This window comes from Gordonia ajococcus (genome assembly GCF_012974285.1).
Taxonomy (GTDB): Bacteria; Actinomycetota; Actinomycetes; order Mycobacteriales; family Mycobacteriaceae; genus Gordonia; species Gordonia amicalis.
The window spans coordinates 4,011,608-4,031,203 of record NZ_CP052884.1 but is presented as its reverse complement, the minus strand read 5'-3'; the positions used below and the strand labels follow the sequence as shown (position 1 = coordinate 4,031,203).

The 19,596-nt window shown below is 67.0% G+C and carries 1 protein-coding gene (running past one end of the window); it reads left to right on the top strand.

The genetic code is table 11. The features are described 5' to 3' along the window. Positions 1-3 precede the first annotated feature (3 nt). Positions 4-19,596: the 5' portion of a non-ribosomal peptide synthase/polyketide synthase gene (locus GAA2_RS18240; protein ID WP_191834500.1), read on the top strand. The gene runs 14,826 nt beyond the window's last position; the window shows 19,593 of its 34,419 coding nt (coding positions 1-19,593); it begins with the start codon at positions 4-6; the stop codon falls past the right edge of the window.

Sequence of the window (19,596 nt, the reverse complement as noted above, 5' to 3'; positions counted from 1 at the left end):
CTGGTGGCTTCCGCGGCCGCCCTCGATCCGGACGCCACCGCATTCGAAGGTGCGGCGGGTCCGGTTGCTTTCGGTCAACTGCACGCCCAGGCGTCGATGACCGCCGGCATCCTGGCGGCGCAGGGGCTCGATTCGGAGGCCGCCGTCGCGGCCGCGGTAACCGGTCTGGTGGTGGCACCCGGGAGTTCACCCGCCGAGATGGCGACTGCGACGCAGCGAGCGATCTCGACCATCCGGGATTCGGCGTCAGCCGTGCTCGGAACCGACGACTGGGCGAGCCTGCCCGGGGTTTTCCGGTCGTCCGTGCACCGTTTCGGCGATCGCGTCGCGGTCACCGATTTGGAGGGCGTGTCCCTGACCTACCGGGAACTGGACGAACGCTCCAACCGCGTGGCGGCGGGCCTGGTGGCGGCCGGTGCCGGTCCCGAGAAGCTCGTCGGCGTCGCGCTCAGCCGTGACGCCGAACTGATCGTCGCACTTCTGGGCGTCGTCAAGTCAGGTGCGGCATACCTTCCCCTGGATCGATCGCATCCGATGGAGCGGCTGCAATCGGTGGTCACCGATGCCGAACCGGTTCGGATCATCACCGACGCAGACACCGCGAACGACTGGCGTTCGGAGTTCGACGTCGATTTGTGCACGGTGGAGGAGATCTCCACCGCCGAGGGGCACGAGCGTATCCCGGCTCGGATCGACCCGCGCCATCCCGCTTATGTGATGTACACGTCGGGGTCGACAGGTAAGCCCAAGGGCGTGGTCGTGCACCACGAGGGCGTGATCCATCTGATGTCCGCGATGGAGCAGATGTACGAGTTGTCCGATCGCGATGTCTGGGCGATGTTCCAGTCGTACGCGTTCGATGTCTCGGTCGCCGAGATCTGGGTGTCGCTGATGTTCGGCGGTCGTCTGGTGGTCCTCGACTTCTTCACCACGCGATCGCCCGGCGATTTCATCGACGTCGTCAATCGCGAGCGGATCACCTTTGTCAACATGACGCCGTCGGCGTTCTACCAGCTGGCCGCAGCGTTGCGCCCGCCGGCTCTCGGCCGCCTCGCCGGCTCGCTCCGCTACCTCGTGCTGATGGGCGAGGCCCTCGACTTCGAACAGGTTAGACGCTGGTACGAGGACCGTCAGGAGATCGACGGCGGGACCGGTCCCGAGCTGAACAACATGTACGGGCCCACCGAGGTTACTGTTTACGCTACGCGACGCGACTGTACTCCCGAATTCGTCTCTCGCACAGCGGCATCGGATATCGGCGGTGCGCTTCCGGGGCTGACCGCGCATGTCCTCGACCGACGCCTGGCACCCGTTCCCGAGGGCGTCCCCGGCGAGCTCTACCTCACCGGCCCACAGGTGACTCGGGGTTATCTGGGACGTTCGGAGCTCAATGCCGCGCGGTTCGTGGCGAATCCGTTCGGCACCGGCGACCGCATGTACCGAACCGGTGACGTCGCCATCGTGCGCGGGGACGGACTGGAGTATCTCGGCCGCAGCGACGCGCAGGTCAAGCTCCGTGGTTTCCGTATCGAACTCGGTGAGGTGGAGGCGGCGCTGATGGCCGCGCCGGGCGTCAACGCCGCGGCCGCCGCCGTCCGCCAGCGGGAGAACAAGCTCGACTATCTCGTCGGTTACGTGACCGGTGCCGGTGCGGATGGCGCCGAACTCGACACGGCCGCAGTCCGTTCCGCGGTTGCCGAGCTGGTTCCCGACTACATGGTGCCCGACGTCATCATGGTCCTGGAACAACTGCCGCTCAACGTCAACGGCAAGCTCGACCGGGCGGCGCTGCCCATGCCCGCGCTCGACAAGGCCACGGTCGAGTTCGTCGAGCCGGCCGACGAACTCGAGCGACGGCTGGCCGAGGTGTTCGCCGAGCTGCTCGGCGTCGAGTCGATCAGCGTCACCGAGTCGGCCTTCAACCTGGGCGGCAACTCACTGGTCGCGGCGCAGATCGCCGCTCGCGCAACCGAGGTCCTCGAACTGCGGGTCGGCGTCCGGGACATCTTCGAGTGCCCGTCGGTGCGGACCCTCGGTGAGCGGGTCCGCGACCGCGCCCACGTCGAGATCCCGGAGCTGACGGTGATCGACCGTCCCGGGGATATTCCGCTTTCTTATGCGCAGCAACGGCTCTGGTTCCTGGCCGAGCTCGAGCCGGAAAGCGGGGTCTACAACATCCCGCTCGTCATGCGGTTCTCCGGTGTGCTCGAGTCCCGGCACCTGGCGGCGGCCATCGACGACGTCATCCGTCGGCACGAGGCGCTGCGCACCCGGTTCCCGTCCGTCGACGGTGTCCCGCAGCAGTTGGTCTGCGAAGTCGAGGACACCCCACCGGATGTCGTGGTCGACCCGCCGGTGCCGGTGGCTGCGCACGCGATCGACGAGACCGTCGACGCGCTGGTGCGTGCCCCCTTCGACCTGCACGCGGCACCGCCGCTGCGGGTGCGGTTGCTGCAGCTGTCGCGCACCGAGTACGTCCTGGTCTTCGTCGTTCACCACGTCATCGCGGACGGCGCCTCGATCGTGCCGCTCGCACGTGACGTGATGGTGGCCTACCGTGCACGGCACGGTGGCTCGGCACCCGACTTCGACAAGCTCCCGGTCCAGTACGTCGACTATGCGCTCTGGCAACGGGACGTGCTCGGTGATCCGGCCTCGACCGACACCGTCGCGGGCGCACAGCTGGCATTCTGGCGAGACGCCCTCGCCGGCGCGCCCGAGATCATCGACCTTCCGCTCGACCACGTTCGTCCGCGTGTGCAGACCAAGCGTTCCGCGCGCCACGCGTTCACCATCGGAGCGGGAATGGCAGCCGAGCTCGAGGAGCTCGCGCATCGCCATGGCGTCTCGCTGTTCATGGTGCTCCATGCGTTGTGGCTCGTGGTCCTGAACCGGATCACGGGCAGCCACGACATCAGCGTCGGGACTCCGTACGCCGGTCGTGGAGAGCGTGCGCTCGACAATCTGATCGGCATGTTCGTCAACACTCTGGTGCTGCGTACGGAGTTCGAATCCGACACGCGGTTCGACGAACTCCTGCGAGTCGTCCGCGACCGCGATCTGGCTGCGATGTCGAACGCCGATGTGCCGTTCGAGCTGGTCGTCGATGCCTTGCAGGTGCCGCGATCCGAATCGCACGCACCGCTGTTCCAGGTGGCTCTGGCCTTGCAGGACGCGACCGCGACCCAGTTCGAATTGCCCGGAGTGGCAGCGGAATTCGTCGACCAGACGCGCGCGCTGACCGACTACGATCTCAACATCACCTTTGTCGAAGGGCTGGCAGGGGAGCAGGCCGGCGGTGATTACCTCTCGGGCACGATCGATTTCGCGGTCGACCTGTTCGAGCCGTCGACGATCGCCCGATTCGTCGACCATTTCGAGCATGTGGCGCGTCAGGCCGTCGACTCACCCGACCGGCCGGTCCGTGACTTCGACATCATGGAGGCGGCCGGCCGCGACGCGATGGTGGTCGCCGGGCCCGACGCCGCTCCGCCGGTGAACCTGTCGGAGATCTTCCGCGCAGCCGCCGTGCACCGCGACCGCCCCGCTGCGGTCATGGGTTCGGCGCAGCTCACCTATGGCGAACTGGACACGGCATCGACGGCGTTGGCGCACAGGCTGATCGCCGCGGGCGCCGGACCTGAGCGGCCGGTCATCAGCGCGCTTCCCCGGGGCCTGGCGGGGCAGATCGTCCTGTGGGCGATCGCCAAGACCGGTGCGGTCTACTGTCCGGTCGATCCCGGGTATCCCGCCGAGCGGATCGCCGCGATCGTGGAGGACTCCGGTTCGACGATCGGCGTAGTCGGACGTTCACACCACGCCGCGATGCCGGCGGGGCCGAACTGGACGGTGCTGGACGACGACCTGGACACGCTCCTGCGAGCCCTGCAAGGGGAGACCGGCAGCGCACTTCCCGAAACAGGTGTCCTCACCGCGGATTCCGCCGCCTATCTGATCTTCACGTCCGGTTCCACCGGTCGTCCCAAGGGAGTGGTGGTCACCCACCGCGCCCTGGCGAACGTCGCCGATCTGGCAGCACGGGACTACGGCCTCGCCGCCGGGTCCCGCATGCTGTCGGTGAGCTCGCCGAGTTTCGACGCCTCCGTCTTTGAGTATCTACTCGCCTACGGAAATGCGGCAACTCTCGTCCTGTCGCCCCCCGACATCTACGGCGGGCCCGAACTCGCGGACATGATCGTCGCCCATGGGGTCACCCACGCCGTGATCGTGCCCAGCGTCCTGGCCACCCTCCCGGAACTCCCGGCGCAGGCGCTCCCCGTCCTGATGACCGCCGGCGAGGCGTTGCCGGAATCCGAGATCGCCCGGCGCACACTGGGACCGGACTCCGGCGGCCGGACGATGTTCAACCTGTACGGCCCGTCCGAGACCACGATCATCGCGACCGGCACCGGACCGCTACGGCCCGGTGCGCCGGTCACGATCGGTGCGCCTGTCCAGGGCATCACGACCCTTGTGCTCGACGAGTCGTTGCGGCCTGTCCCCATCGGAGTGGTCGGCGAGCTCTACCTCGCGGGTCCGCCGTTGGCCCGCGGATACGCGCACCAGCCCGCCCGGACCGCCGAGAGGTTCGTCGCGAACCCGTTCGGTGCCACAGGTGAGGGCATGTACCGCACAGGCGACCTCGTGCGATGGACCTCGTCGATGACCCTCGAATACGTCGGTCGTTCCGACTTCCAGGTCAAGATCCGTGGTCTGCGAATCGAACTCGGTGACATCGAGGCTGCGCTTCGTGAGCTGCCGGAGGTCGCGTCGGCCGTCGTCGTCGGCATACCGACCCCGGCAGGTACCCGGCTGGCCGCGTATGTGACCGCCGAACCCGGTCGTTCGGTGTCACCCGACGATGCGCTCGCCGCCGTGTCGCGGTCGCTGCCGCCGTACATGGTGCCCGAGGCGCTCGTCGTCCTCGACTCGATCCCGCTCAACCCGACCGGCAAGGCTGATCGAAAAGCGCTGCCGCAACCGGAATTCCGCTCGACGGCCGAGTTCGTGCCGCCCGCTGATGAAGCCGAACGGCTGGTCGCGGCTGCATTCGCCGACGTGCTGGGTGCCGAGGAGATCAGCGTCGCCGGGTCCTTCTTCGACCTCGGCGGCAACTCGTTGTCGGCAACTCGCCTCGCCGCGCGCGTCGGCGAGGCCATGGATGCCGAGGTGTCGGTGCGCATGGTCTTCGAGGCGCCGACAGTGCGCGATCTGGTGGCCCGGATCCGTCCCGGGAGCGGAACTCTCGAACCGATCGTCGCGGGGCCGCGGCCCGACCGGGTCCCCCTGTCGTTCGCACAGCAGCGCGTCTGGTTCATCAACCGTCTCGACACCGCTTCTCCCGCATACAATCTCCCCGCGGCTCTGCGACTCCGCGGCAATCTCGACGTAGAGGCCCTCCGGGGGGCGATCGGCGACGTCCTGGCGCGGCATGAGGTGCTGCGCACCGTCTTCCCCGCAGTGGAGGGCGTCCCGTACCAGTCCGTGCAGTCGGTTGCCGACGCCCTTCAGGGACTCGACTTCGGGGTCGTCGACGGCGAGGCCGACTTGTTGAAGGCGGCGATGACGGGCTTCGACGTCACCGTAGATCTGCCGATCCGGGTACGCCTGCTGCGCGAATCCGAGGACACGCACCTGCTCCTGGCAGTCATCCATCACATTGCCGGCGACGGTGAGTCGATCGGCCCGTTGGTACGGGACATGGTCGTCGCCTACCAGGCCCGCCGGGACGGCGGTGCTCCCGAGTTGCCGCCTCTGCCGGTTCAATTCGCAGACTTCGCGCTGTGGCAGCGCCGGGTCTTCGGCGACGTCGACGACCCCACTTCGGTGCTGGGTTCGCAACTGGCGTATTGGGAGCAGCAGCTCGCTGACCTACCCGATGTCATCGAGTTGCCGACGGACCGGCCGAGGCCTCCGGTGGCGTCGCTTCGCGGCGAAGCCATCGACTTCACGGTTCCCGCCCACACCGCTTCGCGCATCGCCGATCTCGCCCGTGCGTACGGCGTCACCGAATTCATGTTGACCCATGCGGTCCTCGCCGTGCTGCTGTCCAGGCTCACCGGTTCCGGCGACATCGCCATCGCGACGCCGATCGCCGGCCGCGGCCGGCAGGTGCTCGACGAACTCGTCGGCATGTTCGTCAACACGCTGGTGTTGCGTACCCGGTTGAGCGAGGACGACGGATTCGAGGCCGTTCTGGACCAGGTCCGCGCCACCGACCTCGATGCGCTGGCGCATGCGGATGTCCCTTTCGAGTACCTCGTCGAGCGGCTCGACCCGGTGCGTTCGGAAGCGTTCGCCCCGCTGAGTCAGGTCATGCTGTCGTTCGATCAGCACGACTTCGGACTGACGGGGGAGCCCGGCGTCGGGCTCGTCGCCGAGTTGCCCGGCCTGACCCTCGAGACCGTCAATCCCGGTACCGACTCGGCGAAGGTCGATCTCACCTTCAGCGTGGGCACCGCGACGCAGGACGGTTCATGGCGCGGTCAGATCGTCTACGCGACTGACCTTTTCGACGGTCCTTCGATCGAGGCGATCGCCGGCACGTTCGTCGCACTCCTCGACGATCTGACGACGGATCCGTCGCTCACCGTCGGTTCCGTCAGCCTGCTGTCGGACACCGCTCGCGCCGATCTGGTCTCTGTGTCGACGGGTGAGTCGCGGGAGTTGGTGCCGGAGACGGTTGCTGATGTGTTGGCGGCGGGTGTGGCTCGTGATCGGGATGCGGTGGCTCTGGTGTTCGAGGGCCGGTCGGTGTCGTACGGCGAGTTGTCTGATCGTGTGGCGGTGTTGGCGCGTGCGTTGATCGATGCCGGTGTGGGTCCGGATGTGGCTGTGGGTGTGTGTGTTCCGCGGTCGGTGGACATGGTTGTGGCGATTCATGCGGTGGTGTCGGCGGGTGGGCAGTATGTGCCGATCGATACCGGTGCTCCGGTTGAGCGTGTGCGGTACATGGTGGAGACCGCGGGTGCTGAGTTGGTGTTGGTCGGTCCTGGGCCGGTTCCGGCGGCGGTGGCTGATTGTGGTGCGCGGACGTTTGTGGTGGATGCGTCGGGTCCGGTGGTGGGTGATACGTGTCCGGTGACTGCTGCGGAGCGTCGTGGTGTGTTGTCGGTGTCCTCGGCGGTGTACACGATTTTCACGTCGGGTTCGACGGGTCGGCCCAAGGGTGTGACGTTGCCGCATGCGGCGGTGGTGAACCGGTTGTGGTGGGGTCTGCATCAGTTGCCGATCGATGAGTCGGATGTGGTGGTGCTCAAGACGCCGTACACCTTTGATGTGTCGGTGCCGGAGTTGTTCGCGCCGTTCATGGTGGGTGCGACGGTGGTGGTGCTCAGGGCTGATGGTCATCTGGATCCGGTCTATGTCGCGGAGACGATCCGGGAGACTCGGGCGACGATGGTGCATTTCGTGCCGTCGATGCTGTCGGTCTTCCTGGACGTGGCTGGTGCCGAGCGACTGGCCGGCCTCACGTCGGTGCGTCTGCTGAGCACGACCGGTGAGGCGTTGCCGCCTGCGGTGGCGGGGCAGGCGTTGGCGGCGGTTCCGTCGGCGGAGTTGTACAACTTGTATGGTCCGACCGAGGCGGCGGTGGAGATCACGTATCAGCGTGTGGGTCGGGCTGATGGTGTGTTGAATGTGCCGATCGGTCGGCCGGTGTGGAATTCGACGTCGTTTGTGTTGGATTCGCGTTTGCGGTTGGTGCCTGATGGTGTGGTCGGTGAGTTGTATGTCGGTGGTGTGCAGTTGGCGCGTGGGTATGCGGCGCGTCCGGATCTGACTGCTGAGAGGTTTGTGGCTGATCCGTTCGGTGGGCCGGGTGAGCGGTTGTATCGGACCGGTGACTTGGTGCGGCGTAATGCTGGTGGGGACTTGGAGTATCTGGGGCGTACCGATTTCCAGGTGAAGTTGCGGGGTCAGCGGGTCGAGCTCGGTGAGATCGAGGCGGTGTTGGCGGGTGCGCCGGGTGTGGTGCATGCGGCGGCGACGGTGGTCAGTGCTGCTGGTGGTGAGCATCTGGTCGGTTATGTTGCGGGTGGTCCGGGGGAGCGGTTGAACCTCGAGGCGATCAAGGCGTCGGTTGCGGTCGGGTTGCCGGAGTACATGCGTCCCACCGCGTGGGTGGTGCTGGAGGATGTGCCGCTCAACAGTGCGGGCAAGTTGGATCGGAAGTCGTTGCCGGAGCCGGAGTTCACCTCGGCGGAGTATGTGGGGCCGGAGTCCGATCTGGAGCGGGTGATCGCGGATGTGTTCGCCGATGTGCTCGGGGTCGAGCAGGTCAGTGTGGTGGAGTCGTTTTTCGATATCGGTGGGAACTCGTTGTCGGCGACACGGCTGGCGGCGCGGGTGGCCGATGCGCTCGATGCCGAGGTGACGGTGCGGATGGTGTTCGATGCGCCGTCGGTGCGTGAGCTGGCGGTGCGGGTGGATGTCGGTTCGGTGCAGGCGCTTCCGCCGATCGTGGCGGGTGCGCGTCCGCAGCGGTTGCCGTTGTCGTTTGCGCAGCGGCGGATGTGGTTCATCAATCAGTTCGATGCGTCTTCGGGTGCGTACAACATCGTGGCCGGGTTGCGTTTGACCGGTGACCTCGACACCGACGCCCTGCGCGCAGCTTTCCTGGATGTCGTTGCGCGCCACGAGATCCTTCGCACTGTGTTCCCGAGCATCGACGGTGAACCCGTCCAGTCGATCGAGTCCGCCGAGCTGGTCGACTACCGGTTGGACTGGGCGGAGTCGACGTCATCCGATGAGCTCGTCGAGGCCGCCGGCGTCGGTTTCGATGTCACGCGTGAGTGGCCGGTACGCGTCCGCCTGTTACGTGAGGCCGGAGATCGGCACGTGCTCGTCGTGGTCGTCCATCATATCGCCGGCGACAACGAGTCGGTGCGCCCGTTGGTCCGCGATCTCGTGGTCGCGTACGACGCGCGGCGCCGCGGTGAGACCCCGCAGCTGCCCCCGCTGGCGATCCAGTTCGCCGACTTCGCCGTCTGGCAACGCGACGTCCTCGGCGATGTCGACGACGAATCATCGATTCTGGGACGGCAGCTCGGCTACTGGCTTCGGCAACTCGCAGACCTGCCGGACTTGCTCCGCATTCCGACCGACCATCCGCGCCCCGTCGTGGCATCGATGCGCGGCCACACCATCGCGTTCGAGTTCCCTGCCGAGGTTGTCAAGCGCGTCACGCCTCTTGCGCGCCGGGCGGGGGCCACGCCGTTCATGGTGGTGCATGCCGCGATGTCGGTAGTGCTGTCGCGCTTGGCAGCCGTCGACGACATCGCCATCGCCACGCCGGTTGCCGGTCGCGGAAGGTCTGAGATCGACGAGACCATCGGTATGTTCGTCAACACCCTGGTGCTGCGAACCGCGGTCGACCCGGCACGGAGCTTCGACGACTTGCTCGCCGACACCCGCGGAGTGGACCTCGACGCGTACGCGAACGCCGACGTCCCGTTCGAATACCTCGTCGAGAAACTGAACCCCGCGCGTTCGGAGGCGTTCGCACCGCTCGCGCAGGTAATGCTCAATTTCGTCGACGACACACCGTCGACCGCTTCCATCCCGGGACTGTCGGTCGAGCCGGCTGAGACCGGCGATCATCCTGCGCAGCTCGACCTCGCGCTGGAGATCCGCGCGTCCGAACAGAACTGGGCGGGTTCGATCACGTACGCCACCGACCTCTTCGAGGAGACCGGGATCCGGGTCTTCATCGACCGGTTGATCACAGTGCTCGACACCGTGACCGCCGATCCGGCCCTTCCGGTCGGCGACGTGTCGGTGGCAGTGCCGGCCGATGACGACAACGAGATCACGGCACGCGGTGACATCGCCGAGATCGACACCGCGGCGATGTGGGACCGGGTCTCGGAGCTGAGCCGGCTGACGCCCACGGCGCCGGCCGTCGTTCTCGACGATCGGGTGCTCGACTACGCCGAGTTCGCGGCCCGGGTGTCAATACTGGCTCGGACACTCCTCGGCCATGGAGTTGGCGCGGATGTCGCAGTGGCGCTGTGCTTGCCGCGCTCCATCGAGATGGTGATCGGTATCCATGCCGTCAATGCCGCAGCGGGACAGTACGTTCCCGTCGACCCGGCGGCACCGTCGGAGCGTATCGAGTACATCTTGTCCACCTCGGGGGCAGGCCTCGTGCTGACGCTCGCGGGGGAGCTGCCCGCGGCGTTGAGCGCACTAGAGGGCATCACTGTGATCGAGATCGACGCCGGCGCCGAGATCGACTCTGACGCACCCCTGATCGCGAGTGCTGACCTCCCAGTGTCCTCGCGCGAAGCCGACCGCGCCGCGTACACGATCTTCACGTCGGGTTCGACGGGCCGTCCGAAGGGCGTGACGGTCAGCCATCGATCGCTGTCGACCCACCTCGCCTACGACCAGTGGCGCTACGGCTTCACCGCCGACGACGTCGTCCTCCAGGTGCTGGAGTACACCTTCGACCCGTCGGTGCTCGAGTTCTTCCGGCCGCTGCTCGCCGGGGGCACCCTGGTCGTGACCGCCCCGGGCGGACACCGGGACCCGCAGTACCTTGCCGAGGTCATGCGGGCGCGACGGGTGACCTCCGCGATCTTGGTGCCGTCGCTGTTGTCGGTCTTCCTCGAGGTCGTCGACCGCGAGCAGCTCACGCAGCTCACGCGTCTGCGGCTGGTGCACACCGGTGGCGAAGCCCTGCCAGAGGCTCTGGCGCGACGCTTCCACGAGGCGTTGCCAGGAGTGAGCCTGCACAACCAGTACGGTCCCACCGAGACGACCATCTACTCGACCGTTGACCACGTCGAACGACACTCGCACGTGACCATCGGACGGCCGGTGTGGAACACACGCGCACACGTGCGCGACGCGCGCCTGCGGCCCGTCCCGCCGGGCATCGTCGGCGAGCTCTACCTAGGCGGCGCCCTGGTTGCCCGTGGTTATGCGTCGCGTCCCTCGCTGACGTCGGAACGGTTCGTCGCCGATCCGCTAGGAGAGCCAGGCGCGCGTCTGTACCGCTCGGGCGACCTCGTCCGCTGGAACAGGGACGGCCGCCTGGAGTATGTCGGACGCAGTGACTTCCAGGTGAAACTGCGCGGACAGCGGATCGAACTCGGCGAGATCGAGGCGGTGCTGGCCGCGGCGCCGGGGGTCGTGCACGCGGCGGTCACCGTCGCGTCCGCGCCGGGTGGCGGAGAGTTCCTCGCAGCCTTCCTCGCTGCCGGCCCCAGCGAATCGGTCGATGTGGCCGTCGTCCAGGCAGCTGCGGAGGAAACCCTACCCGAGTTCATGCGACCGGCGTCGTGGAACGTCGTAGACGAGATGCCCCTGACATCGGCGGGCAAAATCGACCGAAAAGCATTGCCGGAAGCCCGTTTCGACAGCGCAGAAGAGGTCGCCCCCGAGAACCCGACCGAGCAGCTGATCGCCGAGGTGATGGCCGGTCTGCTGGGACGCCCGACCGTAGGGGTGACGGAGTCGTTCTTCGCGCTCGGTGGCGATTCGATCATGTCGATCCAGCTCGCCGCGTTGTTGCGCGCCGCGGGATTCGCGGTCCGTCCACGGGACATCTTCGAGCACAAGACCGTTCGCGCCCTCGCTGCTGTCGCCATGAGCGGGGCAGGGCAGACGCTCGCCGAGTTGCCCGGCGGCGGGACCGGTGCCGTGCCGCTTCTGCCGGTCGCACGCTGGATGCTGGAACGCGCCGACGCGCCGACGGACTACGCCGCTTTCGCCCAGGCGATGGTCGTCGGGATACCGGCGGGCATCCCGCATTCCGACATCGTCGACGTCCTCACCGCGCTGATCGCCGCTCACCCGATGCTGTCGGCCAGGTTGGTCCACTCCGAGTCCGGCGTACCGCATCTCTTGGCCGGCGAGGCATTCGATGCGAAGGCCGCTGTCGAGGAGCAGATCGTCGACGCGGTGCCGGGCACGACCGAATTCGAAGCCGCGGTCCACGCGGCGCACCGTGACACCATGCTGCGCCTGGACCCCGAGAGCGGTGCGATGGTCCGCTGTGTCGTCCTGCGGCCGGCCGACGGTGGGAACGGCCGGATGGTCGTCACCATCCATCATCTCGTGGTCGACGCGGTCTCCTGGCAGACCGTTGTCGCCGACCTGGTCAACGCGGGGGCGCAGCGCGCCCGCGGGGAGGAGATCTCGTTGCCCGCCGAGGGCACATCCATGCGCCGTTGGGCTGCGGCGATCGCTGATCTCGCCACCGCCCGCGCCGACGAGGCCGCGCTCTGGGACCGCATGTTGCCGGACACCGACACCCCCGTACTGGCGCCGATCGACCGCGACCGTGACCGCGACCGCGCTCTGCGAGATGTGGTCTCGCGTATACCGGCCCGCATCGCCGAGCCGGTCCTCGTCGACGTGCCGGTGGCGTTCCGCACCCGCGTCAACGACGCGTTGCTGGCGGCACTTGGTAGTGCACTCGCCCGTTTCCGGGCCGAGCGCACGCCCGGAACGCCGTTGACCAACCTGACCGTGCTCGTCGAGGGGCACGGACGCGAGGAGCACGTCGCCCCGGGCGCAGATCTCACCCGCACAGTCGGGTGGTTCACCGGAATCGCGCCGGTGACCTTCCCGGTGACTGCGTCGACGTCCGACGCTTCGGTCGTCGGTCTGGTCAAGGGTGTGAAAGAAGCGCTGAACGCGTTGCCCGACAACGGCATCGGTTTCGGCGTGCACCGCTACCTCACTCAGGGTTCACCGGTCGCCGACCGCCCGATGCCCGAGGTCACCCTCAACTATCTGGGGAACGTGGCCGAATCGTCTGCGGACGCCACGGACGTGTCCTCGGATGTCGCATTCCTCCCAGCCGCGGAGCGGTACCTGCTGCCCGGCACGGTCAACGGCGGAATGGTCGTACCGGGCAACCTCAACGCGAACATCTCGACCGTGAGCACGGCAGACGGACGTGAGCTCGAGGTCGCGTGGAGCCATTCGCCGTCGGCAGTGTCCGACGACGAGATGCAGAAGCTGGACAGGTATTTCCTCGAGGCGCTCTCGGCGATTGCCGACGCGGTCGCGTCGTCGGGGGATGTGGGTTACTCGCCGTCCGACATTCCCGCCGCGAATCTCTCGCAGACCGATATCGACCGGTTGGCGGCTGAACACCCGGGTGCGAAGCTCTGGTCGCTCTCACCGTTGCAAAAGGGTCTGCTGTTCCAGGCCGAACTGGCGACGGCCGGCGACGAAGTCGACGTCTACGTGTCGCAGTCGGTCATCGGCGTCGCCGGGGACGTCGACGAAATGCGCCTTCAGCGAGCGGCCGATGCGGTCACACGGCGACACGCTGCACTTCGTTCTTCGTTCTTCCGAGCCGAAAGCGGCGAACCGGTAGTCGTGGTCCGTTCCTCGGTCAGCACGCCGATCGGTGTCGAGGACCTCTCGGAGCTCTCCGATGACGACGCGAGTGCGCGGCTCGATGCATTGGTGGACCGCGAGTACACCCGCCCCTTCGATCTGAGCCGTGCGCCGCTGCTGCGGTTCCTGCTTGTGCGGATGCCGGGTGGCAGGTGCGCTCTGGTGTTCACCAACCATCACATCATCATGGACGGTTGGTCTGCGCCGCTCGTGCTCGCCGACCTAGTATCGGTTTACCGAACCGGTACCACGGTGACCGACGCCGGCGTCTCGAAGGGCGCCGAGTTCGCCGACTACCTGCGATGGCTCGCGTCGCAGGACTCGAACGCCGGTCTGCGGGCGTGGCAAGAGGTCCTGGCACCGCTGGAAGAGCCGACGATCGTGGGGTCGAGCCGACCGGGAGCGCAGGAAGCACTGCCCGGGTCGACCCACTTCACCCTGGATGAGCGCCGAGTACTCGAGTTGAATGCGCTGGCGCGTTCGCTTGACGCCACGGTGGCCGAAGTGGTCCAGTTTGGTTGGGCCGTCCTCCTCGCACGTGTCAGCGGTACTCCGGTTGTGTCTTTCGGAGAGACGGTCTCGGGTAGGCCGTCGGTGCTGGAAGGCATCGATCGGGCAGTCGGGCTGTTCATCAACACGATTCCGGTGGTGGCCGAGGTCGACCCTGGCGTCCGTGTCGCGGATGGTATTCAGGCACTGCACTCCTCGAAGCTGCGTGTCCTCGATCACCAGCACATCGGACTGTCGGAGATCTTGCAGGTCTCACCGTTTGACGGTCTCTTCGACACGCTCTTCGTGTTCGAGTCCTATCCGATCCAGCTCGGCGAAGCCGCCGCTGCCGACCGGTCCGCGGATCTGCAGATCGACGACGTCGAGATGAAGGACGCCACCCATTACGCCATGACCCTCGAGGTCTCGCCGATCGGTGGGGAGCTTCGTCTGACACTCAAGTACCGTCCTGCCCACGTGTCCCGGGCCGCGGCTGAGACTTACATGACGATGCTCGAGCGGATTCTCGCCCAGGTGCCCGACCCGGGTCTGCGGGTGGACGATATCCGCGTCCTCGACACCGACGAAGCAGGCACGGTTCTGGCGGTGTCGACGGGTGAGTCGCGGGAGTTGGTGCCGGAGACGGTTGCTGATGTGTTGGCGGCGGGTGTGGCTCGTGATCGGGATGCGGTGGCTCTGGTGTTCGAGGGCCGGTCGGTGTCGTACGGCGAGTTGTCTGATCGTGTGGCGGTGTTGGCGCGTGCGTTGATCGATGCCGGTGTGGGTCCGGATGTGGCTGTGGGTGTGTGTGTTCCGCGGTCGGTGGACATGGTTGTGGCGATTCATGCGGTGGTGTCGGCGGGTGGGCAGTATGTGCCGATCGATACCGGTGCTCCGGTTGAGCGTGTGCGGTACATGGTGGAGACCGCGGGTGCTGAGTTGGTGTTGGTCGGTCCTGGGCCGGTTCCGGCGGCGGTGGCTGATTGTGGTGCGCGGACGTTTGTGGTGGATGCGTCGGGTCCGGTGGTGGGTGATACGTGTCCGGTGACTGCTGCGGAGCGTCGTGGTGTGTTGTCGGTGTCCTCGGCGGTGTACACGATTTTCACGTCGGGTTCGACGGGTCGGCCCAAGGGTGTGACGTTGCCGCATGCGGCGGTGGTGAACCGGTTGTGGTGGGGTCTGCATCAGTTGCCGATCGATGAGTCGGATGTGGTGGTGCTCAAGACGCCGTACACCTTTGATGTGTCGGTGCCGGAGTTGTTCGCGCCGTTCATGGTGGGTGCGACGGTGGTGGTGCTCAGGGCTGATGGTCATCTGGATCCGGTCTATGTCGCGGAGACGATCCGGGAGACTCGGGCGACGATGGTGCATTTCGTGCCGTCGATGCTGTCGGTCTTCCTCGATCTCGCGGGACCACGTCGCCTCGAGGGCTTGACCAGCCTTCGCCACGTCGGCATTTCGGGTGAGGCGTTGCCGCCTGCGGTGGCGGGGCAGGCGTTGGCGGCGGTTCCGTCGGCGGAGTTGTACAACTTGTATGGTCCGACCGAGGCGGCGGTGGAGATCACGTATCAGCGTGTGGGTCGGGCTGATGGTGTGTTGAATGTGCCGATCGGTCGGCCGGTGTGGAATTCGACGTCGTTTGTGTTGGATTCGCGTTTGCGGTTGGTGCCTGATGGTGTGGTCGGTGAGTTGTATGTCGGTGGTGTGCAGTTGGCGCGTGGGTATGCGGCGCGTCCGGATCTGACTGCTGAGAGGTTTGTGGCTGATCCGTTCGGTGGGCCGGGTGAGCGGTTGTATCGGACCGGTGACTTGGTGCGGCGTAATGCTGGTGGGGACTTGGAGTATCTGGGGCGTACCGATTTCCAGGTGAAGTTGCGGGGTCAGCGGGTCGAGCTCGGTGAGATCGAGGCGGTGTTGGCGGGTGCGCCGGGTGTGGTGCATGCGGCGGCGACGGTGGTCAGTGCTGCTGGTGGTGAGCATCTGGTCGGTTATGTTGCGGGTGGTCCGGGGGAGCGGTTGGACCTCGAGGCGATCAAGGCGTCGGTTGCGGTCGGGTTGCCGGAGTACATGCGTCCCACCGCGTGGGTGGTGCTGGAGGATGTGCCGCTCAACAGTGCGGGCAAGTTGGATCGGAAGTCGTTGCCGGAGCCGGAGTTCACCTCGGCGGAGTATGTGGGGCCGGAGTCCGATCTGGAGCGGGTGATCGCGGATGTGTTCGCCGATGTGCTCGGGGTCGAGCAGGTCAGTGTGGTGGAGTCGTTTTTCGATATCGGTGGGAACTCGTTGTCGGCGACACGGCTGGCGGCGCGGGTGGCCGATGCGCTCGATGCCGAGGTGACGGTGCGGATGGTGTTCGATGCGCCGTCGGTGCGTGAGCTGGCGGTGCGGGTGGATGTCGGTTCGGTGCAGGCGCTTCCGCCGATCGTGGCGGGTGCGCGTCCGCAGCGGTTGCCGTTGTCGTTTGCGCAGCGGCGGATGTGGTTCATCAATCAGTTCGATGCGTCTTCGGGTGCGTACAACATCGTGGCCGGGTTGCGTTTGACCGGTGACCTCGACACCGACGCCCTGCGCGCAGCGGTCGGTGACGTCATCGAACGTCACGAAGTGCTGCGCACCACGTATCCATCGGTGGACGGCCAACCGGTGCAGCAGATCTGGCCCGTCGACCGGGCGCGCCCCGCGCTGGATTGGGCCGACGAGACCGATCTCGACGCGCTGTACGCCTCTGCGGCGCGAGGTTTCGATGTCACCGCGGATCTCCCGGTACGGGTTCGTTTGCTCCGGGAGGCAGCCGACCGTCACGTCTTGGTGGTGGTGCTTCATCACATCGCCGGTGACGCCGAGTCCATTCGGCCGCTGGTCACCGACGTCGTCGTCGCGTACGACGCGCGCCGACGCGGTGAGACCCCGCAGCTGGCCCCACTGGCGATCCAGTTCGCCGACTTCGCCGTCTGGCAACGCGACGTCCTCGGCGATGCCGACGACCCGTCGTCGATCGTCGGACGGCAGGCCGGCTACTGGCAGGACCAGCTGGCCGGCTCACCCGACGTGATCGACCTCCCTGCCGACCGTCCGCGTCCGCGGGTTGCGTCGATGGGCGGCGCGTCGGTTCCGTTCGAACTACCCGCCGACGTGGTGACACGAGTCATCTCGGTGGCGCGTGAGCGCGGCATCACTCCCTTCATGGTTCTCCACGGAGCCCTCGCCGCCCTGATCTCTCGCCTCGCTGCGGTGGACGACATTACGATCGCGACCCCGGTCGCGGGGCGCGGCCGTCCGGAACTCGACCCTCTCGTGGGCATGTTCGTCAACACCCTCGTCCTGCGCACCGGCGTCGAGCCGTCGATGACGTTCGACCGTCTGCTCGACGATGTGCGCCGGGTGGACCTCGACGCTTACGCGAACGCCGACGTACCGTTCGAATACCTCGTCGAGAAACTGAACCCGGTCCGCTCGCAGGCCTTCGCGCCGCTCGCCCAGATATTGCTCAACGTCCTCGACGACACCGACGAACCGGTGTCGCTGGCCGGATTGCACATCGCACCGATGCAGACCGGCGACCGACCCAGTCAGTACGACCTCACCGTCGAGGTCCTGCAGGGCGCGGAAAGCTCGGCGTGGAGTGGCGTCATCCGCTACGCGACCGACCTGTTCGACCCGGCCACCGTCGGCACCTTTGCCGACCGGCTGCTCCGAACCGTCGAGACCCTGGTCGCGCGGCCTGACTCCGCGATCGGCGATGCCCCAGTCTTCGGCGACGTCGACTCGGAGGTCTCGGCCTGGTCCACCGGCGACCGGGTTCCGCTGCCCACCGCAGTGCTGCCGGATCTGCTCGCAGCCCAGGTGGCACCGAACGCACGGCGTACCGCACTCGTGTCCGGCGACCGCGAGATGAGCTACCGAGAGTTCGGTGCGCGTGTCGCGGAGACCGCGCGGGAGCTCATCGCGCGGGGAGTCGGACCAGACGTGGCCGTCGCGGTGTCCATTCCGCGTTCGGTCGAGATGCTCGTCGCCGTTCACGCCATCGTCACCGCCGGCGGACACTATGTGCCGGTCGACGTCGACGCGCCCGAGGACCGCGCTCGCTACATGCTCGAGACCGCCGACACGCGGCTTCTGCTGGTGGCCGCCGACGCACCGGTCTGGTCCGGTACCACCGACGTGGATCGCATCGTGATCGACTGTTCCTCCGAGGTGGACGTCGCGACGCCGGCGGTCACGGACGACGAGCGTGTCGCCCCATTGAGACCAGCGTCGGCCGCCTACACCATCTTCACGTCCGGATCGACCGGACGTCCGAAGGGTGTGACGGTCTCCCATGAGGCGATCGTGAATCGTCTGCAGTGGATGCAGTCCCGGTACGCCCTCAATGCGGCAGACGCGGTCCTGCAGAAGACCCCGTACACCTTCGACGTGTCGGTGTGGGAGTTGTTCTGGCCGTTGCTGACCGGCGCGCGACTCGTGATCGCCGAGCCCGATGGACACCGCGACCCGATGTACCTCGCCTCACTGATCGCGACGCAGCGGGTCACGACCCTGCACTTCGTGCCGTCCATGCTGTCGACCTTCGCCGACGTTCTCGCAGGCCAGGACTCCGCGGATCTCCGTTCGGTGCGGCAGGTCTTCACCTCCGGCGAGGCGCTCGCCCCGGCGGTGGCGGGGACCGCACTCGAGTTGCTGGCCGGAGCGAGCCTGCACAACCTGTACGGTCCGACCGAGGCTGCGGTGGATGTCACCGCGCACGAGGTGTTCGCCGGTGATCCGGCGATACCGATCGGTGCCCCGGTGTGGAATACGAGCGTCCACGTCCTCGATGCACGCCTGCGCCCGGTCCCGATCGGGGTGGCAGGTGAGCTGTACCTCGGTGGCGTTCAGCTGGCGCGCGGCTACGCCGGCCGTCCGGATCTCACCGCCGACAGGTTCGTCGCAGCACCTTCGGGTGCCCCCGGGCAGCGGCTCTACCGCACAGGTGACCTCGTTCGGTGGGCACGCGAGGGGGAACTGGAGTACTTGGGGCGCACCGACTTCCAGGTCAAGCTTCGTGGTCAGCGGATCGAACTGGGCGAGATCGAGGCTGTGCTTGCCTCCGCGCCCGGGGTGGTGAACGCCGCAGCCGCGGTGGTGTCGGCTCATGGTGGCGAACAGCTCGTCGGCTACGTCTCCGTTGCCGGGGCGGTCGATCTGGACGCCGTCAAGACGGTTGCAGCCGAGCATCTCCCGGAGTTCATGCGACCCACCGCATGGGTGGTGCTGGACGAGATGCCGCTGACCACTTCGGGCAAGATCGATCGAAAGGTGTTGCCCGCGCCGGTCTTCGAGGCCGCGGAGTACGTGGGCCCCGAAGACGAGAAGGAGTCTGCGATCGCCGCGGTGGTCGCCGACGTGCTCGGGGTCGAGAAGGTCAGCGTTGTCGAGTCGTTCTTCGACCTGGGCGGCAACTCGCTCTCTGCGACCCGGGTCGCCGCGCGGGCCGGTGAGATCTTCGGTGTCAATCTCGGAGTGCGAACGATCTTCGACGCGCCATCGGTGCGTGAGCTCGCCGCCGCGGTGTCCGAGCAGGATGCGGCGCTCGCACCCATCGTCGCAGTGGACCCGCGACCGGAACGGATACCGCTGTCCTTCGCCCAGCGACGCATGTGGCTGGTCAACCAGTTCGACACGGATTCGGCTGCCTACAACATCCCGACCGTGCTGCGTCTTACCGGTGACCTCGACACCGACGCTCTGCACGCGGCGATCGTCGGTGTG